The organism is Natronorubrum halobium, assembly GCF_051351675.1.
In the GTDB taxonomy this organism is placed as follows: Archaea; Halobacteriota; Halobacteria; order Halobacteriales; family Natrialbaceae; genus Natronorubrum.
This window is the reverse complement of record NZ_CP195596.1, coordinates 46,462-67,732: the sequence shown is the minus strand read 5'-3', so window position 1 is coordinate 67,732 and position 21,271 is coordinate 46,462. Positions and strand designations below refer to the sequence as shown.

At 63.9% G+C, this 21,271-nt stretch carries 21 protein-coding genes and 1 pseudogene; 10 read left to right on the top strand and 12 right to left on the bottom strand.

The genetic code is table 11. From position 1 onward, the window contains the following. Positions 1–5 precede the first annotated feature (5 nt). Positions 6–938, bottom strand: coding sequence for an HpcH/HpaI aldolase/citrate lyase family protein (locus ACSFC7_RS24330; RefSeq protein ID WP_436348492.1), 933 nt, complete (start codon positions 936–938; stop codon positions 6–8). 182 nt (positions 939–1,120) lie between these two features. On the opposite strand from ACSFC7_RS24330, the gene nthB reads away from it, so the two are divergent. Genes nthB through ACSFC7_RS24315 form a run of 3 tightly spaced genes read left to right on the top strand, consistent with a single transcriptional unit; the run spans position 1,121 to position 3,039 of the window. Next, positions 1,121–1,840, top strand: coding sequence for a nitrile hydratase subunit beta (gene nthB, locus ACSFC7_RS24325; RefSeq protein WP_436348491.1), 720 nt, complete (start codon positions 1,121–1,123; stop codon positions 1,838–1,840). Between the two features lie 6 nt (positions 1,841–1,846). Continuing rightward, positions 1,847–2,650 carry a nitrile hydratase subunit alpha gene (gene nthA / locus ACSFC7_RS24320; protein ID WP_436348490.1) on the top strand — a complete coding sequence of 268 codons (804 nt, stop codon included), beginning with the start codon at positions 1,847–1,849 and terminating at the stop codon, positions 2,648–2,650. After that, on the top strand, positions 2,647–3,039 hold the full coding sequence (locus ACSFC7_RS24315) for a nitrile hydratase accessory protein (protein ID WP_436348489.1): 393 nt from the start codon (positions 2,647–2,649) through the stop codon (positions 3,037–3,039). The genes nthA and ACSFC7_RS24315 overlap by 4 nt, the downstream gene beginning before the upstream one ends. Before the next feature lie 53 nt (positions 3,040–3,092). On the opposite strand, the gene ACSFC7_RS24310 is transcribed toward ACSFC7_RS24315, so the two are convergent. Next, positions 3,093–4,397 carry an amidase gene (locus ACSFC7_RS24310; RefSeq protein ID WP_436348488.1) on the bottom strand — a complete coding sequence of 435 codons (1,305 nt, stop codon included), beginning with the start codon at positions 4,395–4,397 and terminating at the stop codon, positions 3,093–3,095. A gap of 218 nt (positions 4,398–4,615) precedes the next feature. On the opposite strand from ACSFC7_RS24310, the gene ACSFC7_RS24305 reads away from it, so the two are divergent. After that, positions 4,616–5,581, top strand: a complete 966-nt coding sequence (locus ACSFC7_RS24305) for a quinone oxidoreductase family protein (protein ID WP_436348487.1) — start codon at positions 4,616–4,618, stop codon at positions 5,579–5,581. Between the two features lie 18 nt (positions 5,582–5,599). On the opposite strand, the gene ACSFC7_RS24300 is transcribed toward ACSFC7_RS24305, so the two are convergent. Together ACSFC7_RS24300 and ACSFC7_RS24295 are read right to left on the bottom strand one after the other, a co-directional pair. Continuing rightward, on the bottom strand, positions 5,600–6,598 hold the full coding sequence (locus ACSFC7_RS24300) for an LLM class flavin-dependent oxidoreductase (protein WP_436348486.1): 999 nt from the start codon (positions 6,596–6,598) through the stop codon (positions 5,600–5,602). A 187-nt stretch (positions 6,599–6,785) separates the two neighbouring features. Then, positions 6,786–7,070: a HalOD1 output domain-containing protein gene (locus tag ACSFC7_RS24295; RefSeq protein WP_436348485.1), complete on the bottom strand. Its 285-nt coding sequence runs from the start codon at positions 7,068–7,070 to the stop codon at positions 6,786–6,788. 333 nt (positions 7,071–7,403) lie between these two features. Here ACSFC7_RS24295 and ACSFC7_RS24290 point away from each other — a divergent pair, with 333 nt between their 5' ends. Next, positions 7,404–8,330, top strand: coding sequence for a ketopantoate reductase family protein (locus ACSFC7_RS24290; protein ID WP_436348484.1), 927 nt, complete (start codon positions 7,404–7,406; stop codon positions 8,328–8,330). 87 nt (positions 8,331–8,417) lie between these two features. Here the strand turns inward: ACSFC7_RS24290 and ACSFC7_RS24285 are convergent, their stop codons facing one another. The 4 genes from ACSFC7_RS24285 to ACSFC7_RS24270 form a co-directional block, all read right to left on the bottom strand. Next, positions 8,418–9,635 carry a CaiB/BaiF CoA transferase family protein gene (locus ACSFC7_RS24285; RefSeq protein WP_436348483.1) on the bottom strand — a complete coding sequence of 406 codons (1,218 nt, stop codon included), beginning with the start codon at positions 9,633–9,635 and terminating at the stop codon, positions 8,418–8,420. 214 nt (positions 9,636–9,849) lie between these two features. After that, positions 9,850–10,278 carry a PaaI family thioesterase gene (locus ACSFC7_RS24280; RefSeq protein ID WP_436348482.1) on the bottom strand — a complete coding sequence of 143 codons (429 nt, stop codon included), beginning with the start codon at positions 10,276–10,278 and terminating at the stop codon, positions 9,850–9,852. A gap of 7 nt (positions 10,279–10,285) precedes the next feature. After that, positions 10,286–11,059 carry an SDR family NAD(P)-dependent oxidoreductase gene (locus tag ACSFC7_RS24275; protein ID WP_436348481.1) on the bottom strand — a complete coding sequence of 258 codons (774 nt, stop codon included), beginning with the start codon at positions 11,057–11,059 and terminating at the stop codon, positions 10,286–10,288. Between the two features lie 65 nt (positions 11,060–11,124). Beyond that, positions 11,125–12,060 carry a 3-keto-5-aminohexanoate cleavage protein gene (locus ACSFC7_RS24270; protein ID WP_436348480.1) on the bottom strand — a complete coding sequence of 312 codons (936 nt, stop codon included), beginning with the start codon at positions 12,058–12,060 and terminating at the stop codon, positions 11,125–11,127. A 680-nt stretch (positions 12,061–12,740) separates the two neighbouring features. Here ACSFC7_RS24270 and ACSFC7_RS24265 point away from each other — a divergent pair. From ACSFC7_RS24265 to ACSFC7_RS24255, 3 genes are all read left to right on the top strand, one after another. Then, the gene (locus ACSFC7_RS24265; protein WP_436348479.1) at positions 12,741–13,517 is read left to right on the top strand and encodes an IclR family transcriptional regulator; all 777 of its coding nucleotides are present in this window, start codon (positions 12,741–12,743) and stop codon (positions 13,515–13,517) included. 252 nt (positions 13,518–13,769) lie between these two features. After that, positions 13,770–15,041: an acyl-CoA dehydrogenase family protein gene (locus ACSFC7_RS24260; RefSeq protein ID WP_436348478.1), complete on the top strand. Its 1,272-nt coding sequence runs from the start codon at positions 13,770–13,772 to the stop codon at positions 15,039–15,041. 36 nt (positions 15,042–15,077) lie between these two features. After that, positions 15,078–16,172 (top strand): NADH:flavin oxidoreductase/NADH oxidase, encoded by a 1,095-nt coding sequence (locus ACSFC7_RS24255; RefSeq protein ID WP_436348477.1) that lies wholly within the window; start codon positions 15,078–15,080, stop codon positions 16,170–16,172. A gap of 82 nt (positions 16,173–16,254) precedes the next feature. Here the strand turns inward: ACSFC7_RS24255 and ACSFC7_RS24250 are convergent, their stop codons facing one another. Continuing rightward, on the bottom strand, positions 16,255–17,433 hold the full coding sequence (locus ACSFC7_RS24250; protein WP_436348476.1) for an MFS transporter: 1,179 nt from the start codon (positions 17,431–17,433) through the stop codon (positions 16,255–16,257). Positions 17,434–17,554: 121 nt separating this feature from the next. Between ACSFC7_RS24250 and ACSFC7_RS24245 the strand changes: the two genes are divergently transcribed. Both ACSFC7_RS24245 and ACSFC7_RS24240 read left to right on the top strand, forming a co-directional pair. Then, positions 17,555–18,097 (top strand): carboxymuconolactone decarboxylase family protein, encoded by a 543-nt coding sequence (locus ACSFC7_RS24245; RefSeq protein WP_436348475.1) that lies wholly within the window; start codon positions 17,555–17,557, stop codon positions 18,095–18,097. 53 nt (positions 18,098–18,150) lie between these two features. Next, positions 18,151–18,927 carry an enoyl-CoA hydratase/isomerase family protein gene (locus ACSFC7_RS24240; protein WP_436348474.1) on the top strand — a complete coding sequence of 259 codons (777 nt, stop codon included), beginning with the start codon at positions 18,151–18,153 and terminating at the stop codon, positions 18,925–18,927. Between the two features lie 53 nt (positions 18,928–18,980). On the opposite strand, the gene ACSFC7_RS24235 is transcribed toward ACSFC7_RS24240, so the two are convergent. The 3 genes and pseudogenes from ACSFC7_RS24235 to ACSFC7_RS24225 all read right to left on the bottom strand — a co-directional run bounded on the left by ACSFC7_RS24235 (position 18,981) and on the right by ACSFC7_RS24225 (position 21,216). After that, on the bottom strand, positions 18,981–20,447 hold the full coding sequence (locus tag ACSFC7_RS24235; protein WP_436348473.1) for an aldehyde dehydrogenase family protein: 1,467 nt from the start codon (positions 20,445–20,447) through the stop codon (positions 18,981–18,983). Between the two features lie 57 nt (positions 20,448–20,504). Next, positions 20,505–20,675 carry a hypothetical protein gene (locus ACSFC7_RS24230; RefSeq protein ID WP_436348472.1) on the bottom strand — a complete coding sequence of 57 codons (171 nt, stop codon included), beginning with the start codon at positions 20,673–20,675 and terminating at the stop codon, positions 20,505–20,507. Then, a pseudogene (locus tag ACSFC7_RS24225) lies at positions 20,672–21,216 on the bottom strand (SDR family NAD(P)-dependent oxidoreductase). The gene ACSFC7_RS24230 and the pseudogene ACSFC7_RS24225 overlap by 4 nt, the downstream one beginning before the upstream one ends. Positions 21,217–21,271: the final 55 nt, after the last annotated feature.

The window sequence follows — 21,271 nt, the reverse complement described above, 5'->3', positions numbered from 1 at the left end:
TCTCCTCAGTAGGCGTCGAGGTCGGTCTCGAGCTCGAGATCGTCCTCGAACGCTTTCGCGTACTCGAGGTAGCGTTCGGCGGTCGAAACGTTCGCGATATCGATCATCTCTCCCTCGTACGTAACCGCGCTCTTGTTCTCGCGTTCGGCCTCCTGGAGCGCCTCGAGCGCACCGATCCAGTACTCGACGGTGTCGGCGTCGGGGAGGAACAGTTCGTTCGCGTGTTCGACGTGAGAGGGGTGGATAACGATGTAGCCCGTGTAGCCCATCTCCCGCGAGAACTGCATGTCCTCTCTGAGTCCCTCGATGTCGCCGACATCGACGTACGTACCGGCGAGCGGATGTTCGATACCCGCCGCTCGAGCGTCCATCAGCGCCTGCTGGCGGAGGTGAACCGTCTCCAGTCCCTCCCGACCGGGACCGGTCCACTCGAATCCGAGCGCTCGGTTGGTGTCGGTTCCTTTCACGGCGCCACAGCCGATCGTCGCGACGCGTTCCGCGGCCGTACAGATGTCGTACACCTGCCGCATCGCCTGTGCCGTCTCGATGCTGACCAGCAACTCGACGCTGTTTTCAGGTAGTCCCTCGCGTCGCTCGATGTGGGTCAACACCGAATCGAGTCGTTCGACGTCCTCCGGGTTCCTGACCTTCGGCACGGTGATCGCCTCGACGCCGGCGCGGACGACCGCCTCGTAGTCGCGTTCGGCGAACCCCTGGCTCGCGTTCGGATGAGCGTTGACGCGAACGTGGATTCGCTGCCCCTCGTCGGCGAGCGCCGAGACGTTGTCGGCGACGATCTCCCTCGCCGCGTCCTTCTCCCCCGGCGGGACCGAATCCTCGAGATCGAGGATCACGACGTCGGCGTCGTTCGTGTGGGCGTTTGCGACCCACTCCTCGCGATTCCCCGGGACGAACAGCGCGGATCTGACCGGTTCCATACGATGACGTCGTTCGATGCGTCCTTATATGTTACCCAATCCCGTGGTCGATTCCGCCGCTCGGTCTCGCGTTCGACGGTCGGCCGTCAGTGGCTCGCCGCGAGCGATCACTCCCCGCCGAGATCAGTTCCGAGTGCGGTAACCGGGAGAAATACTATGTGGATGAGTCGCAAGATAGTGGTATGAACGGGATCCACGATATGGGCGGCATGCACGGATTCGGCCCCGTCGAGACGGCGGACTCGGCGGCGTTCCACGGCGAGTGGGAGAAACAACTCTTCGCGGTCGACAAACTGCTCAAGTACGACTCAGTGTATCGCGTCGACGAGAAACGGCACGCGATCGAGCGCATGGCGCCGGCGACCTACCTCGAGGCGTCGTACTTCGAGCGCTGGACGGCCGGCATCGAAACGCTGCTCCTCGAGAAAGGGGTCGTCTCCGAAGCGGAACTCGAAGCACGCCTCGAGTCCCAGACGCAGGAGGCGGACGGCGGGGACGGAGACACCGCGGAGACCGACGGACCCACGGTCGAACAGGTACGGGCGACCTTCCGACGGGATTCGTCCTTCGACGCCGACCCGGTCGAACCGGCCTTCGAGGAGGGAGACGAGGTCGTCGTCCGGAACGACCATCCGGACGGCCACACGCGCTGTCCGCGATACGTGCGACGCGCTTGCGGGACCGTCGACCGCGTCTGTGGAACCTACGACGTCCCGGACGAGGTCGCCCACGGGACGGACGCCGCCGAACCGCTGTACTCGATCGAGTTCGAGGCGGCGGAGCTCTGGAACGACGATACGGACGCCGATAGCGTTTCCGTCGACCTCTGGGAACGGTATCTCGAGCCGGCCGGCACCGAAACGCCGACCTCGAGCGACTCCGAAACCCCACAACGCGAGTGATTTGCAATGGACGATTCACACACCCACGACCGCGATTCCGATCGTAGTCACGACCACGGCAACGACGCTGCTCACAGCCACGATTCCGAACACAGCCACGACCACGGCAACGACGCTGCTCACAGCCACGATTCCGAACACAGCCACGCCGACGACGCTGCTCACAGCCACGATTCCGAACACAGCCACGCCGACGACGCTGACCACAGCCACGACCGCGCGGGGTCGACCGACGAGTCGCCCGACGACCTCAAGGCCAGGGCTCGAGCCCTCCAGTCGTTGCTCGTCGAGAAGGGCGTGATCAGCACGGATGCAGTCGACGAGGTGATCCGACTGTTCGAGGACGAGATCGGCCCGATGTACGGGTCGCGCGTCGTCGCCCGTGCCTGGTCGGATCCGGCGTTCAAGGAACGGCTCCTCGAGGACGCGAACGAGGCCGTCGCGGAGTTCGACTTCGAGATCGGCCAGCAGCACCTCCGGGTCGTCGAGAACACCGAAACGACGCACAACGTCGTCGTCTGCACGCTCTGTTCGTGTTACCCGTGGTCGCTGCTCGGCCTGCCGCCGACCTGGTACAAGACGCCGTCGTACCGATCGCGGGTCGTCCGCGAACCCAGAGCGGTGTTGTCGGAGTTCGGGCTCGATCTCGAGTCTGACGTCGACGTCACGGTCTGGGACTCGAGTTCGGAGATTCGCTACATGGTGTTGCCCCAGCGGCCGGCGGACGCGGACACCTGCTCCGAGGAGGAGTTGGCGGATCGGGTCACGCGTAACGCGATGATCGGCGTCGACCGGGTGAATGACCCATGACCGAAGAGCGTGAGCGGGAGCGGGAGCGCGCGCCAACGGATACCGCATCCCCGAAAGCGTCGAGCACACCCGACGCGCCGCCGGTGGAGTGCGATTCGCCCGATCAACTCCGCGCGTTCGGGCTGGTCGTCGCCCTCTCGGAGACCGAAGCGATCGAGTGGGACGCGTTTCAGCGACGGTTGATCGAACGGATCGGAACCGACGACGGCTCGCTCGAGACGGACACGGAGCGAGCCTACTACGACCACTGGATCGACGCCACGGCGCAGTTACTCAGCGACGCCGAGTTGCTCGACGAAGACGAACTCGAGGAACGCGCAGCCGAGTTCGCTCGAGGGGACCGCGACGCGTCCGAGTTCGTCGTCGGCGACCACTCCCACGACCACTGAGTTCGACTCGCGACCGGTATCGTTCTCGTCAGGAACTCCACGTCTCTCGGCGATTACGCCGAGGACTGCAGTCCCGGTAGTGCCGCCCGAATCGACTCGAGCCACGCGAGCAACTGTTCGTCCGCGTCGTAGCGTGCGCTACACTGGAGTCCGACGGGGAGTCCGTCGACCGTTCCCGCAGGCACCGTCGCGGTCGGGAGGCCGACGTACGTCCACGGCAGGTTCATGATCGGATCTCCCGTCGAATCGATCCCCTCGGGAGCGGGGCCGGGTGCCGGCGGCGAGACGAGCAGATCCACGTTCCGGTCGTCCAGCTCGTCCTCGATCGCGTCTCGGTAGTCGATTCGTTTCGCGCGATCGGTCGCGAGGTCGTCGACGCGAACGCTACGACCGACTTCGAGTTGTTCGGTCATGACGTCCGAATACCGCTCCCCGTAGCGCTCGAAGCGATCGTAATGGTTCAGTACCGCTTCCGCGGCCTTAAGGCGTTGATGGCGCATGAACACCGTCGGAAACTCGTCGAAGACGTCAGTCCGTTCGACCTCGAATCCGGCGGTCGAGAGCGCCTCGAGGTGACGCTCGAACGCCGCACGACCGGCGTCACTCGCGTGCGAGAGGTACGCATCGGCCGGAACGCCGATCCGCGGTCGCGAGTCGTCGGCGGGTTCGGTCCATCGCTCGTACATCGATTCGCCGGCGAGTCGAGCCCCCGGAATATCCTGTGTGAAGAATCCAACGTGGTCGAGCGACTCCGCGTAGCGGAGGACGCCGTCGGTCGGCAGCCGACCGAAACTCGGCTTCACGCCGACGACTCCGCAGAACGCCGCGGGACGAACGACGGAGCCACCGGTCTGCGTTCCGAGGGCGAGGGGACACATCCCCGATGCGACGGCCGCCGCCGAACCGCTGCTCGAGCCGCCGGGCGTGTGGTTCGGATCGTGCGGGTTTCGCGTCGGACCCGGCTTCGAGTACGCGAACTCCGTCGTTACGGTCTTGCCGAGGACGATCGCGCCGGCGTCCTGCAGCGCAGTCACGACGTCCGCCTGGGGTCCGTCGAAGGCGGCCGCCGGAAGCGCCGATCCCGCCCGGGTCGGAAGCCCGTCCACGTTGATGATATCCTTGATCCCGACGGGAACGCCGAACAGCGGCGGCCGGTCCGACGGGTCCGGATACCGTGCCTCCAACGCGTCGGTTCGCTCGCGGACGCGACCCCACTGGACGTCGTCCCCGACGAACGCCGCTATTTCGTGTTCCCGGTCGTCGATCCGCTCCTCGGTCCGCTCGAACAGCGCCGATACCGATAGCTCACCGGACCGGAGCGCCGCGGCGGTTTCCGCGAGCGGGGCATCACCGAGCATCGTCCCACCCGGTGCGGAGCCGACGGTCGTGTGGCCTTTCGGTTAGCCAGTATCGAATGTACGAGTGAACTGGTAGCATGGTACAGACGATGGGGTGCCCGAACGTTAGTTCTTCTGTAAGCGGTCCGAACGATATTCGGTTCCGAGAGACGATCACGCGAGCGCGGAGCCACCCGAGACTGCCATAGACTTATTAGGAGACACACACAGTCATCGCTATGCGAGTCGTTCAGGTACCAGCCCACGGTCCAGCCGACGTACTGGAACTGACGGAGACCGAGACGCCCGCCCCCGAGTCCGGCGAAGTCCGAATACGGAACGCCGCTATCGGGGTGAATTTCGCCGACGTCAAGCGACGAAGCGGTTCGTCGAGTACGTCGCCACCGTACGTTCCCGGTCTCGAGGCGGCGGGAACGATCGACGCCGTCGGTGACGGCGCGGCGTTCGAGGTCGGCGATCGAGTGGTCGCCTGCGTCGACGACGGAGCGTACGCCGAGGCGACGATCGCCGACGCCGAATCGGTGTTTCGAATTCCGGACGCCCTGTCGTTCGAGGAGGCCGCAGGCTCGTTCGTCCAGTTCGTCACGGCCCACAACTGTCTTCACGAGTGGGGCGGCTTCGAGGCGAACGAGCGCGTGCTCGTCCACGGCGCCGCCGGTGGCGTCGGCAGTGCCGCCGTGCAACTCGCGGCCGACGACGGGGCCGAGATCTTCGCGACTGCCAGCACGGACGAGAAACTCGAATTCGTCTCCGAGCTAGGTGCCGACCACCCCATCAACTACGTCGAGACGGATTTCGCGGCGGCGATCACGGAACTCACGGATGGATCGGGCGTCGACCTCGTCCTCGACGGCGTCGGCGGGCAGACGTTCGACGAGAGCCTCGACGTCCTCGCGAACTTCGGTCGGATCGTGTCGATCGGCTCCGCGAGCGGCAGCGAAGGCGAACCCGACCTTCGGTCGATGCGGTTACGAAACGTTTCGGTCGTCGGCTATCACCTTCCGCGAGCGCTCGAGACCGGCCGAGATCGCGTCCTGCCCGCGATAGACGACGTGTTCTCTCGGATCGTGGCTGGCGATATCGAGGTCGTGATCGACGACGCGTTCCCGCTCGAGGAGGCGGCCGCCGCCCACGAGTACATCGAAAATCGAAACACGAGAGGGAAACTGCTGTTGCGCCCGTAGTGTGATCGAAGCCTACTGCTACAGCGACTCGACCTGCGGGAGCACCTCCTCGCCGAGCAGTTCGATGGCGTCCGTCGCCCGGTCGTGGGCCATCCCGGGCCACTGCACGCGAGCGACGAGATGGTCGACGCCGAGTCGATCGTTCAACGCCTCGAGTTCGCCGATGACGTGATCCGGATCGCCGATCAGATATCGGCCCTCGCGAACGCGTTCGAACTGCTCGCGCTCGCTCGTGGCCTCGTCGTCGTCGTCGATGATTCCCCACTCGACGAGCGATCGATACTTCTCGAGCAGGTAGGGAGCCGCCGTCTCGATCGCCGCTTCGGTGGTCTCGGCGACGTACACGTCGCGTCGGATCGGCCGGCACGCCGGCTCCTCGGTGCGGACGTCGTCGTAGAGACCGACCGCCTTTTCGAGTTGACTCACGGGCGAAACCGGGTCGATGAGCCAGGCGTCGCCGATTTCGGCTGCGCGTCGGACGGCGGCGGGTGAGGAGCCGCCGAGCCATATCGGCGGCCCCGATTCCTGAACCGGTCGGGGACGCGTCGTGACGTTCTCGAAGGACGCGTACTCGCCGTCGAAGGAGGCGCTATCGGCGCTCCACAGCCGTCTGAGCACCTCGACTCCCTCCTCCATTCGTCCGTCTCGTTCGTCCTTGTCGATTCCGAGCGTGGCGAACTCTTCGTCTCGGTAGCCGGCGGCGGCGCCGAAGACGACGTTTCCACCCGTGATCACGTCGAGCGTGGCGATGCGTTCGGCGAGGAGCGTCGGCCGGTGAAGCGGCAGGAGACAGACGCTCGTCCCGGCGATCATTCCGTCGTCCATCTCCGCGGCCGCTCGAGCGAGCGTCTGCAGGCTATCGAAGTAGATGTCGTCGGTGAAGTGGTGTTCGCCGACGAACACGCCGGCGAAATCGTGCTCCGAGGCCAGTCGGACCTGCTCGAGGAGGTCGTCGAAGCAGTTGCCGGCGTTTCGGTCACCGGGGTGTTGGGTGAGCCCCATCAGGCTGACGTCCATCGCTATCCCCCCTCACTGAGACCGGGTTCAGCGTCCGGAACGGTATTCTCTCGGACCGAGTTGTGATACGACATCGTATGACAATCTATCACCGCCGGCAGTATTAAACGCTCTGCCGGTACTCGAGTCGGCAGCGAGCGAGGCACTCGGTGCCCCAGGGAGATGCAGCCGCCACGTCGGCGAACCGTTACTGGGCCGCGCGAACGAGTATCCGCTGCTGAGTGACGGTGATATCGTACTCCAGATACCGGAACGTGATCCGCTCGACGGTCAAGCCACCGTCCGACGCGACGAGTTCGGTCAGCGCATCGGGGTCGATCACGTCGAACAGCGGCGGTAGTTCGTCAGGAGTGCAGTCTTCCAGTTCCGCAACTGCGGTCACGACCGTATAGACCGGTGTCGAATGGTGGGGTAGTACCCGCTGTGCAGTCGTCGCTGACGACGGATTTCGCTCCGGTGGGTCACGGGTCATCGGTCGGTATTGCGACGGCGCTTGTTAAAGGTATTTTTGCTTGTGTGATAGTATCACACATTATACGGAGTTAGCAGCGGTCAATAGTGTCGGAACCCGCACGTCGGGAACTGCCGTTCGTTTCGAAACACCGTTGCTGTATCGAGTGAGAACGGACTCCAGCAGCACAGCACACGGACTGCTGTCCGACACACTCTTTGTCGGCTGGTGAGAACGATAGCCACTGAGAATGATACCACCGTCTCTACGCGCCGCTGGCAGAGCGACTGGCTCGCTGTTCGTGACCACGACGAACAGTTCGAACGAGGGCTGGACGCCACACCGGATGAACGAATGGACTCCGCGATGAAGGTCGCGGTCATCGGACCCGGTGCACTGGGGTGTCTGTTTGGGGGTCGACTCGCGCTCGCCGGTCACGAGGTCTGGCTCCTCCATCACCGGCAGGCCGCCGTCGACCGCCTGAACGAGCAGGGGCTCCGGATCGACTCCGACGGGACCACCCACCGCGTTGCCGTTCCGGCGACGACCGATGCCGCGGATGTCGGTCACGCCGACCTCGTCATCGTCTTCGTCAAGTCCCACGTAACCGAATCGGCGCTCGAGCAACACGCCGCCTGTATCGGACCGGACACCGCCGTCCTCTCGCTTCAGAACGGGCTCCGACACGACGAACGGTTACGAGAGTTCGTCGGCGACCGTCGTGCGATCGCCGGCGTCACGTATCAGGGGGCGGTGATGGAGGAGCCCGGTCGCGTCAGGCACACGTCCGACGGCGTCTCGACGTTCGGCGGCGGGGATACCACAACCGTCCGGAACGTCGCAAGAACCCTCTCTGAGGCGGCGTTACCGGCTGAAGTCGTCGACGATCCGACCACCCACATCTGGTCGAAACAGCTCATCAGCCTCCCCGTCAAACCGCTCGCCTCGCTCACGCGGCTCTCAAACGGCGAACTCGTCGACTGCGACGAAACGCGGGCAGTGATGGAATTCGTCGTCGAAGAAGCGATCGCGGTCGCCGATGCGAAAGGAATCGAACTCACCACCGATGACCCGATGGACGAGATCGTGCGGACCTGTCGAGCCTCCTACTCCCACGACTCGAGCATGCTGCAGGACGTCCGAGCGGAGCGCAAGACGGAACTCGACGAGGTGAACGGGGCCCTCGTCGAGATGGGGCGCGAGGAAGGGGTCGACGTATCGGTGAACGCGCTCCTCACGCGTCTCGTTCGCGGCCTCGAGTACAGCTATCTCGAGGAGTAACCGGACGTTACTTGACTGACATCTCCGGAGCGGGTCTCGGAGTAGCAGCCACCGGCTGAACCCGGTGTCCCGTTCCGTCCGGCGGCTTCAGTTCTGCTCCGGTTCGTCGGTGACGCCGTCTTCGAACAGCGTTGCGATCGTTTCCTCGTCGTACCCGGCCTCCCGAAGGACCGCACGCGAGTGCTCGCCGAGTGCGGGCGGGTCGAGCCGCTGTTCCGTCGATATTCGGTCGCCCCGGATCGGCGTCTGAACCGTTCGAAGCCGACGCCGTTCCCCGCGGTGGGTACCGTCGACCGTCGTGAGGACGTCCGCCTCCTCGAGATGCTCGTCGGAGAGGAGGTCGGACGGTCGGTTCACCGGCGCCACCGGGACGTTCTCCTCGAGCAGCGCATCGACTACGGCATCGCGATCCCACGTGCGGAGTTCGTCGCCGACTTCGTCGACGAGCGCCTCCTGATTTTCGATTCGGGAGGGAGCCGTCTCGAAGCGCTCGTCCGCGAGCAGGTCCGTTCTGTCGACCGCGCGGCAAAAGGCGGGCCAGTGCCGTTCGCTCGTCACGCCGACGAATACCCGCTCGTCGGGCGCATCGGTTTCGAAGATGTCGTAGAGCGCGAACGACGGATGCGACGAGCCGAGCGGGGGGTGGTCGTCACCGACCATATCCGCGTACGTCGCCCAGTAGCCCATCCACTGCGCCGCGGACTCGAACAGGGAGGCGTCGACGCGCTGGCCCTCGCCGGTCCGGTCGCGTTCCCGAAGGGCGATGAGGATCCCGATGGTGCCGTACATGGCCGCACCGATGTCAGCGATCGACGTTCCGACGCGGACGGGGTCCTCGCCGGGACGGCCGGTCATCGCGACCAGCCCGGACATCGATTCCGCGACCATATCCATCCCCGGCCGGTCGCCGTACGGCCCCTCGTGAAACCCTTTGATGGAGAGATAGACAAGTTCCGGATTGCGTTCTCGAAGGTCGTCGTAGCCGATCCCGAGTCGCTCGACGACGGCGGGGCCGAGGTTTTCGATAACGACGTCCGCGTCGCCGGCCAACTCGTGGTAGGCGGACCGTCCGGCGTCCGTCTTGAGGTCCAACGTGAGCGACCGCTTGTTGCGATTGTACGCGTTGATGATCGCTTCGCCGCTGTCGCCGGTGTTCCGTACGATATCACCCGTTCCGGGTCGTTCCACCTTGACGACGTCGGCGCCGAGATCGGCGAGCAACAGGCTGGCAAACGGGGCGGAAACGATGTTTCCGAGCTCGACGACGCTCATCCCCGACAGGGGTAACGAGTTGTCCGCGTCCATCTTTCACGGTACGGAGCCGCCCATCATTAACGTTACTCCGACCCGTCGCGTCGGCCCGGAGAGCGCTCTCGAGAGGTCGACCGTCGCCTATTGGCAGGTTTCCGGTTGCAGCTCCCGAGATGGAAGCCCACTCGGAGCTAGAACGCCCGGCACCGATTTCCGCATTCGAAGGAGTCCCGCAATCGAAGCGCTTCGATCAGGTTTCGGCCCGTGGTCAGTTCCCGTCCGTCCCGATGAAGAACGTCCCCCGCCCGACAGCGACGTCCGTCCAGTCGTCGCCGTCTCCGCGAGTGCGGACGACGACGCTGATGACCGCCATCGACGACCCGTGTCGACGAACGGTCGCCTCCGCCCGGAGGTCGTCCGTCGCCGGACGGAGGTAGGAGACGTTCAGATCGGTCGTCGCGTACGTCGCCGTCTCGGGCGTCTCGAGGACGGTCCTGAGCGCGGATCCGGCCGCGTTATCGATGATCGTGGCGATGACCCCGCCGTGGATGACGTCACCACCGACGTTCGTCAGTTCGGCCCTGTGCGGTAACGTGAGGACCGCTCGTCCGTCCGATTCCGACTCGACCGACAATCCGAGCCACGAGAGGAAGCCGGTCTCCTCGATGACCGTCGTCGATAGCGATTCGTCGGTCATCCGGACCTCAGTCGGGCTTTTCCGTGAACGTTGGGACGCCGCGAACGGTAATCATTTCGCCGACGATGAACGAGGACGCCGGACTGGCGAGGAATTCGACGACGTCCGCGATCTCGTCGGTCGTGCCGATCCGCCGATCCACCGTCGTCCGATCGATCTCGTCCGGATCCGTGTCGCCGACGGTTACCGCTCCCGGCGTCGCGATGAACCCCGGAGCGACGCCGTTGACTCGGACGTCGTCGGCGGCCCAAGCGTTCCCGAGCGACGCCGTCAGACTATTTACCCCGGCCTTGGCTGCGCCGTAGTGTGTTTCGTGTGGGGCCGCCTCCTGGCTTCGAATGCTCGAGAGATTGATCACGGAGCCACCGCCGTCCTTCAACGCGTCTTTCGCGGCGTGACAGCAGTTGTAGACGCCGTTGAGGTTGATGTCCACGATCGTCTTCCAGCCGTTCTCGCTCAGTTCGTCGAAGTCGCACTTGAAGGCGGCACCCGCGTTGTTGACGAGTACGTCCAGCCCGCCGAACTCGTCGACCGTTCGTGCCACCATCCGATCGACGGCCTCCCGATCACGTACGTCGCACTCGATCGGGAGGATTCGGCCGGGAGCGTCGCTCTCGTTGATTTCGTCGGCCACGGGATCGACGTTCCCCTGCTCGCGCGAACAGATCGTCGTGTCGACGCCCTGGGCCGCGAAGGTTTCTGCGATCGTCCGTCCGATTCCGCTCGACGCACCCGTGACGAGTGCGGTCGAACCGTCGATCTGGAGCTTTGAACCGCTCATTGAACGTTCGTTCGCAGAAAATCTGTGGCCGTTATTAAATGTATGGGTGACCGCCGACGGCGGATTCAGAAATCGACCGCGTCCTGGCCTTTGAGACCGAGGAACGATCTGACCTCGTCCGGCGTCGCGATCTCGCGACCCGTCAGCTGGATCGTGAGAGTCGTCATCCGTTCGACCTGCTCGGCGTTGCTCTCCGCGAGTTCACCCTTCTGGATGTAGAGGCTATCCTCGAGACCGACGCGAGCGTGGCCGCCCAGTCCGACGGCCATACTTCCCAGCTGCATCTGCATCCGTCCGGCGCCGATCACCGAGAACGAAAACTCGTCGCCGAAGAGCTTCTCCGCCGTCCGGACCAGGTGCTGGAGATGATCGTGGTCGGCGCTGATTCCCCCGTGAATCCCCATGACGAACTGGATGTGAATCGGCGTCTCGAGAAGCCCGCGGTCGACGAAGTGTTTGGCGTTGTAGAGGTGACCGACGTCGTAACACTCCAGTTCGGGCTTGGTTCCGTGCTCGGCGAACAGCGGCAGCAGCGTCTCGAGCGATTCGAACGTATTCGGAAAGATGAGATCCCGAGATCCCTCGAGATACTCCCGTTCCCACTCGTACTCGAACTCCTCGAACGCGTCCAGAATCGGGTACAGTCCGAAGTTGATCGAGCCCATGTTACACGAGGCCATCTCGGGTTCGAGTTCCGGAACGACGGCCACCCGTTCTTCGACCGACATCGTCGGTGCGCCACCCGTCGTCGGCTGGACGATAACGTCGCTCCGGGCTTTGATACGCTCGGTGACGTCACGGAACAGTTCGAGGTCGGACGTGGGTTCGCCCGTTTCCGGGTCCCGGACGTGGACGTGGACGATGCTCGCACCGGCGTCGGCGGCCGCGACGGCCTCGTCGACGATTTCGTCCGGCGTCACGGGCAGATGCGGCGACATCGTCGGAACGTGGATCGCACCGGTGACTGCACAGGTGATGATCGCCTTGTCGAAGGTTCGCATGGATGTATCGAACGAGAAACGCAGCCATAAAGGTGTTGACCCGTGAGAACGCACCGCAAAAATAACGTGTCTGACAGGGAAGTTCAACGATGGTGGACGGAAAGCGTCCGTGCACTCGTTTTCGTCACTGCTGGTGTGACAGTACGTGCAGCTGATCCGGCGCAGTCCGCCGGTTTTCGGCGGGCCCTCGAGTGAGCAGCGGGCTACTATATAAAGTCCGTCATCGCTGAACGCGGTGGGCTGCGCCCACTCGTCGCTCCCGCCCGGATTCCTTCTCGGTCGGCTGTACTCGCGGCGGAGTTCGCGATTGCGCGTACGGTATCGCACCACCCTTTCGGATCGAATTACCGCGATGGGACTCAGGGTTTCGAACGGGCTGAGAGCGGCGTAGACGGTCCTCAACTCGCATTCCGACCGGCGTGTGAATCGTAACCACGGTTATCGCCGTTCATCCGTGCTATTGAATTACGACAGTTCGGGTGTAAACTAAATGGCGAGGGATTCGACGTGCGATACCGATTCCGTTACATGAGTACATATGTAAAACACTTGTTCCGGTACGATGAGGTGGTCGATTAGCCCGGATATCTTCGGGAAAATCGCCTGTGGGTTGTCAATTCCTATCACGCTGGGTTCAGTAATGGTGAACACTATATGCCGTGGTCACGAATACTGTGACCATGAAACAAGACGGCAAAAACGGGGGCAACACGATCGGATCGATAGAGAAGACGTTGCAGGTCGTCGAGGCGCTGCGTGATCTGGACGGAGCGCGCGTCACGGAACTCGCGAACCACCTCGAATGGCCGAAGAGCACCGTACACAGCCATCTCGAGACGCTCGAGGGCTGCGATTACCTCGTCAAAGAGGGTGACCAGTACCGGCTCAGTCTGCGGTTTCTCGATCTCGGGGAGTACGTCAAACACCGAGATCCGGTGTACTCGATGATCGAACCGCGAATCGAGACGTTAGCGACCCGAACGGGCGAACGCGTGCAATTCGTCGTCGATGAACACGGATACGGAGTCTACGTCCGCGCTGCAACCGGCGAACACGCGGTGAGTACGGGAAGTCGCATCGGGCGCCGTCGCAAAATGCTACACGCGACGGCCGCTGGAAAGGCGATTCTGGCTCACAAGCCCCGAGCGGAGGTCGACGAAATCCTCGAGAAAACCGGACTGCCACAGATGACACCGAACACGATTACAGACCGTGACGAACTGTTGGACGCGCTGGAGCAGGTTCGAGAACGGGGATACGCGTTCAACCATGAGGAACACATCGAAGGACTGCGCGCCGTCGCTGCACCGATACGCCGACCGAGCGGCGAACTCGTCGGGACGATCAGCGTGCCCGGCCCCGCACACCGGATGCGCGACGACTACTTTACGGAGGAGTTGCCCGAGTTGATCCTCGGCGCCTGCAACGAAGTCGAACTCGATATCGCTCACCGGTAACGACCCTTTCCCGTCTCCGTTCCAATCGAACCGCCGGCGAAATCCGAGTTCCTGTCCCGTCGGCGAGTGGGTTATTCGCGGCGCGTCGGAGAACGAGCGACGACTCCCTCGAGCGACCCGAGAGGGTGTCTCGAGAGCCAAGTCGAGAAAACGGTTCAGACGGCGGTATCGTCCGCCTGCTACCGGTTCTGTGGTGTGTGATACCCAAACACTTACGTGCAGTTCTCACAAACTACGGCGTGATCGCAAATCATGGAGCTATCGTTCTCGACGGAGACCACGATGTTACGCAAGGAGATTCGTCGGTTCGTCGACGAGGAGTTTAGACCGATTCTGAACGACCTCGCGGACGACATCGATCGGTATCACGACCTCGACCCGGAGAACCCGGAGCTCACGGACAACGTTCGACCTCACCCGATCAAAATCCCCGAAGACGACCGCAACCGGCTCCGAGAGAAGGCCAAGAAGTCCGGCTTCTGGGCGATGGGCGTTCCCGAAGAGTACGGCGGCGGCGGTCTCGATCTGGTCGAACGGTGTGTCGTCCTCGAGGAACTCTCGAAACACCGGATGGGGCTCTACCAGGCCGGCCTCGGCGTCGTCGAACTCGGTCCGGGGCTGACCGTCGGCGAGCCATCCGCGTATCTCGAGACGGCCGACGAGTACCAGGTGGAGCACTTCTTCCAGCCGTGCGTCGACGGCGAGAAGGACAGCTGTTTCGCGCTCACGGAGCCCGCGGCGGGGTCGGATCCGCGCGGCATGGAGACGTTGGCCGAAAAGGACGGCGACGAGTGGGTCATCAACGGCACCAAACACTACATTTCGTGGGCGGGCGACTCCGACTTCCTGATCCTGTTCGCACGGACGAAACCGAAAGACGGCGACATCAACGACCACGGTATCACGACGTTCCTCGTCCCGTCCGACGACGACGGCGTGTCGATGCGCTCCATTCCGGTCATTCGACCCGAGTACCCCTTCGAGGTGACGTTGAACGACGTCCGGGTGCCGGACGAGAACGTTCTCGGCGACGTCGGCGACGGATTGAGTATCGCAAAGGAGTGTCTCGGCGAATCTCGAGTGCTCTACGCCGCGAACTCGCTCGGTCCGATCGATCAATCGATTCGCATGGGAATCGACTGGGCGAACGAACGGACGGTCGGCGGCGAACCGCTCGCGAACCGACAGGCGATCCAGTGGAAGATCGCCAAATCCGCCGTCGACTTTCAAGCGGCGAAGTACTCGGTGTACCACGCGGCGAAGCGATACGACGAGGGTCACGACATCCGCCACGATTCGTCGATCACGAAGTACCAGACGACCGAGACGCTCTGGACGGTCCTCGACCGGATGGTCCAGATTCACGGCGGGGCCGGCGTCGACTCGGATCTCCCGCTCGAGCGGTGGCTTCGCGAAGCGCGGGTTCGACGGATCGGCGAGGGACCGTCAGAGATCCAACTCAAAACGATCGCTCGCAACCTGCTGAAAGGCTACGAGGACCCCGATCCTCTCCCGCTCGAGTAGTAACTGTTTTTACGGTCGTCCGACAGTGGTTCTTCTATGCACTCACCGCTGTTCGATCAGTACGATATTCGGGGCGTCACCGTCCCGAATCGCATTATGGTCTCACCGATGTGTCAGTACTCGTGTGAGGCCGAAGACGGAATCGCGACGGAGTGGCACCACGTCCACCTGACGAGTCGGGCAGTCGGCGGTGCCGGAATCGTGATGACCGAGGCGACCGCGGTCGCCCCCGACGGACGAATTTCGCCGCAGGATCTCGGGATCTGGAGCGACGACCACGGCGACGCGCTCGAGCGGACGGCGTCGTTCATCGACGAGATGGGAAGCGTCCCGGCGATTCAACTGGGCCACGCGGGTCGAAAAGCGAGCAAATCGCGGCCGGCCGACGGAAATGACCCGGTGTCACCGACCGACGGTGGGTGGACGGCGATCGGCCCGGGAAGCGAACCGTGGCCGTACGCCGACGGAGCGGTCGAGTATCGGCAGATGGACCGCGACGATATTCAGCGGTTCCGGGAGCAGTTCGAGGCGGCGACGCGGCGCGCCCTCGAGGCCGGCTTCCGGATTATCGAGATACACGCCGCTCACGGCTACCTCCTCCACGAGTTCCTCTCGCCGGTGACCAACGACCGCGACGACGAGTACGGCGGGAGTTTCGAGAACCGGACGCGACTGCTCCGGGAGATCACGGCTGACGTTCGAGACGTGGTTCCGACGGAGTACCCGGTCTTCGTCCGGCTCTCGGTGAGCGACTGGCTCGACGACCGGCCGTCCTGGGACGTCGAACAGTCGATCCGACTCGCGAGCGAGTTACAGGAAGCGGGCGTCGACCTCGTCGACGTGAGTTCGGGCGGCATCCACCCGGACCAGCAGGTTCCCGCCGCCGGACCGAACTATCAGGTTCCCTATGCCGAGCGAGTGCGGACCGAAGCCGGTGTCCCGACGGCCGCAGTCGGGAAGATTCGGACGGCCGAACAGGCGGATGCGGTGATTCGAAACGGCCGGTCCGACCTCGTCGCGATCGGCCGGAAGTACCTCCACGATCCCTACTTCGCGCTCCACGCGGCGGAGCGATTGGGTGTGGACGGCATCGAGTGGCCGCGGCAGTACCTGCGGGCGGTCGAAAAGTAGCTTTCCGGCCTGCGCTACTGAAAACCGGACTCGGACCCGTCAGCTGTGACGTGATGGAATCGACACGGATCGCCCGTGTCGGTCAGGTCGGTTCCGTCGTCCCGTTTTTCGTCCCGAAAGCCGCCGTGATTCCGGCTGCAAGCGTTGCAACGCCGAGGAAGACGAACGGAACCGTGTAGCTCCCGGTCACGTCGATCACCAGCCCGATAACTGGGGGGAAGATGACGGCGCCGGCCATGACCGCGGTAACGGCCATCGCGGTCGTCACGCCGGCCTCGTCGGGGGTCGTCATCTCCGTGGCCATGGTGAGGTACACGCCGTTGTAGCCGAGCGAAATCGCCCCGACCAGGAGCAAGACGCCGAAGGCGATCCACGGACTCGTGTCCGCCGTGAGGAAGAGAAACGGAACGTACACGACGAAGCCGGCGATGCCGATACCGGCCAGCACGAGCCGTTTCGCGCCGAGAAAGTACGAGTCCGTGAGCACGCCGAATCCGATCCGCGAGCCCATGCCGGTGAGCTGCATCGCCGTGTAGAGGAGTCCGGCGATGGCCGGCGCGAGCAGCAACTCTTCGGTGAGATAGAGGACGATGTACGCCATGAGCGTAAACTGCGTCGCACCGAATAGCACCCCACTCAGGAGGAACGGAAAGACGTCCCGGCGCTTCGCGAGTCGAAGGAGACGCCGGTGTTTCTCGACGATCTGGGAAATCGGCGGCACTCGAGTGCCGGTCGGGACGTCCTTCGGCGAGTAGGCGTACAGGAGCCCGATCGTACACAGCGCGACGAGCCCGACGCTCGCCGTCGCCGGACGCCAGCCGATCCACGTCGCCGCGACCGGAAGCAACGCGGCACCGGTCGCCCCGCCGAACATCACGCCCGTCTGTTTGATACTGATCCCGACCGTTCGCTGGTCGGACGGGAACCAGTCGAAGATCCCCTTGTTCGTTCCCGACGGGACGGAGCCGTAGCCGAGTCCCAGGAAGTAGACCCCGACGACGAGCGACCAGAACGTCGGCAACGCGCTCACGACGAGCGCCATGAACCCGATGAGTCCCATGCCGAGGACGAGCGCGAACCGCTCTCCCGCGTGATCGGTGAGCACGCCGCCGAGGGTCAGCGACGAGAAGTAGCCGGCGTAGAGCATCGTCATCAGGAGACCGATTTCAGTCGTCGTAACGCCGAAATCGTCCTTGAGAAACGGCGTCAGGACCGTCAACATCAGGAACGTGAGGCTCCCGATCCACTGGACAACGAACATCGTGCTGAGTGTACGCCAGCGAGGCTGCATCAGATATACGACGTACAGCAAGCGACGCTTAATAAGTTACCTCTCGTCCGCTACCCTTCGTGTTCAATAGTGGTGGGAACGACCGTCACTCATGGCACGTGTTCCACTGCGAACGCAGTCCGAACTGCCCGACGACTACCAGTACCTCCTGAGCGACGACGCGATGGGCGAGATCCACCTCCTCTGTGCGATGGCGAACAACCCGGACGCGCTGCAGTCGTACATGCGGTACGGATCGACGCTCTGGTCGGAGGGCGGACTCGAGCCGGCGGACCTCGAGCGCTGTATTCTCACCATCGCCCGGGCCCTCGACGCGGAGTACGAGTGGCACCAGCACGTGCCGATCGCCCGCGAGTGTGGCGTCTCCGAGGACGAACTGCTGGCGATCGCTCGCGACGACCTCGACGTCTTCGACGAACGGCGAGCAGCACTGTTGCGATACGCCCGTGCAGTCGTCCGGGATACGGTCGACGACGACTGCTTCGAGGCGGTCGCGGACCACTTCGAGGAGTCGACCGTCGTCGGGATTACGCTCGTCGCGACACACTACCTCGCGACGGCCCGCTTTTTGAGCGCACTCGAGATTCCGCTCGAGGAGTCATTCGTCGGCTGGGAACTCGACGGCGATCGCTGACCCTCGTAGCCCCCTGACAAAGAACTAAATAGCCGTACGCGGATGCTGTCTCCATGGGAGACCGAGTACTCACGGAGCGGCGTGACGATATCGCGGTCGTCACCGTCAACCGACCGGAGAAGCGAAACGCGATGGACATTCCCACCCGGAAGGAGCTTCGAGCGGCCTTCGAGGACGTCGCCGACGACGAGGACGTTCGAGCGGTCGTCCTTCGCGGGGCCGGCGACGGCTCGTTCATCGCCGGCGGCGACATCGACTCGTTCGCCGAGTTCGACCACATGGACGGGATCGAATACGGAGAGAAGTACGCCCAGGGGCTGTACAACTACGTCGCGGACCTCCCCAAACCGACGATCGCGGCGGTCGACGGCTACGCGCTCGGCGGCGGAACGGAGATCTCGCTCGCCTGCGACATCCGACTCGCGACGCCGGACGCGAAGTTCGGGCTTCCCGAGGTCAGCATCGGCGTTATTCCGGCCGGCGGCGGGACACAGCGGCTCGTTCACATCGTCGGTGGGGGAATCGCCCGGGAACTCGTCCTGACCGGACGAATCATCGACGCCGACGAGGCGGCGGACATCGGTCTCGTCAATCACGTCTATCCCGAGTCGGAGTTCGACGACGAGGTCATGGCGATGGCGAGCGAACTGACGTCGAAAGCACCCGTCGCCCAGCGACTCGCCAAGAGAGCGATGAACCGAAGCCTCGACATCGAGGGGGGACTGGAGTACGAACGACTCGCCGGTGCGTTCCTGTTCGGAACGGACGATCAGAAGGAGGGAGCGAACGCCTTCCTCGAGGATCGCGATCCGGACTACCAGAACCGATAGCGTCAGAACACGGGAGGAGGGGGACGTTTCCGTTCGCAGCGGGTCGACGCGAATTACGGTCTCTCTGGATCGATGTTGAGACACACGTTCTTCGTCTCGGTGAACTGCTCGAGGGCCTGTAATCCCTTCTCGCGGCCGAACCCGCTCTGCCGGTAGCCGCCGAACGGCGTTTCGACGCCCCCAGCGAACCACTCGTTGACGTAGACCTGTCCGGCGACGACGTCTCGAGCGAACCGATGTGCCCGTCGCAGATCCTCGGTGAAAACGCCGGCGCTCAGGCCGTACTCGGTGTCGTTCGCGATCTCGATCGCCTCCGCCTCGTCGCTGAACGGGATCACGGACAGCACCGGGCCGAAGATTTCCTCCTGGCTGATCCGGTGGTCGTTGCTCGCCCCGTCGAAGATGGTCGGTTCGATGAAGTAGCCCGTCTCCTCGTCGTCGGGCAGCCCACCGACGACCGGTTCGCCGGCCTCGCCGATTCCGATCTCGATGTACTCGCGGACTTTCTCGTACTGCTCTTCCGAGACGAGCGCCCCGACGTCGGGATCCTCCACTCCGGGTCCGACCGAGAGGTTCCGAACCTTTTCGACGAGTTGGGAGACGAACTCCGCTCTGATGTCCTCGTGGACGATCAACCGATCGCCCGCCGAGCACACCTGGCCGGCGTTACGGGTGAAAATGGAGATCAGCGTCTGCTCGAGAGCCTCCTCGAGGTCCGCATCCGGGAAGACGACGTTCGGGTTCTTCCCCCCGGCTTCGATGTGAACCGATTTGAGCTGTCGCGCTGCCGTCGCCGCGACTTCCTGCCCCGTCGGGACGGAGCCGGTAAAGGAGATTCCGTCGACGTCGGGGTGCTCGGTGAGCGGCGCTCCCGCATCCGCGCCGTATCCGGCGACCACGTTGATCGCCCCGTCCGGAACGCCCGCTTCGTCGAGTATCTTTGCGAACTCGACGGCCGTGAGCGGCGTTTGTTCGGCCGGCTTGACGACGGACGCGTTCCCGACGGCGAGCGCGGGGGCGACGCTCCGTGCGAACAGCGACGCCGGAAAGTTCCACGGGACGATGTGTCCGACGACGCCGAGCGGTTCGTGAATCGTGTAATCGACGTATTCGGATCCGATCGGGATCGTCTCGCCCTGTAGTTTGTCCGCCGCACCGCCGTAGTACTCGAAGTATCTGGCGGAAACGTCGAGTTCGGATCGCGACTGCGAGAGCGGCTTTCCGTTCTCCGCCGTCAGCAGTTCCGCCAGTTCGTCCCTGCGCTCTCTGATGAGGGCGGCGGCTCGTCCGAGGACGCGTCCCCGCTCTGCCGGCGGCGTGTCGTGCCATCGCGTCTGTGCGTCGCGTGCGGCCTCGACGGCGAGATCGATGTCGTCGGCGTCGCCGGCTGCGACGGTGGCGAACGATTCTTCCGTCGCCGAGTCGACGACGGCGATCGTCTCCCCGGTCGTGGATGGACGCTGTTCCCCGTCGATGAATAGCTGATACTCATCGCGGAGTACGGTGTCTGCGCTGGTCATGTACGGTCTCCCATTATTACGGAAGAAGGATTAACGTTTCGTAACCCCCAGTCTGCGTTACAGGTATCTCCCGCCAGCGATCTCGAGTACCTTACCGGAACTGTACGCTTCGGTCACGAGAAAGCGGATCGTCGCGGCGACCTCGGCCGGGTCGACGATGCGGTCCTCTGGAAACAGTTCGCTCGCGTCGTCTCGCCGCTCCGCCGAGAGCAGCGCCGTATCGGTCACGGACGAGCGACGGCAGTCGTCCGGACGCCATCGCTCGTGTACCGCTTGGCTAGCGACTTCGTCAAGGCGATCAGCCCGCCTTTCGACGCGCCGTAAACGGGGTCCGACGGGCTGCCGTGAGCTCCCGCCGTCGACGCCACGTTGACGATTCGTCCGTACCCGCGCTCGGCCATCCGCTCGACGACTTCCTGCGAGCAGTAGATCGGCCCGGTGAGATTGACGCCGAGCTGTCGGTCGACGCTCGCTGGGGATCTGTCGGCGAAGCCGCGCTCCGGCGGGCGACCGGCGTTGTTCACGAGCACGTCGACCCGTTTGAACTCGTCTCGAGCGCGCTCGAAGAGGTCGGCGACGCCGTCGCGGTCGCCGAGGTCGGCCTGCACGGCGATCGATTCCCTCGAGCGCGGACATCGTCGACGAGGTCCGCTGCGGTCTCGTTGTCGCGGTGATAGTGGACGACGACGTCGTGATCCGGAGCGAACTCCCGTACCGTTTCGCGACCGATTCCGCCGCTAGCACCGGTTACGACTGCTGTTTGCGTCATCGACAGAATATCGATCGCAACGATAATAACGTTCGTGTTCGCGCGGTCGGTAACC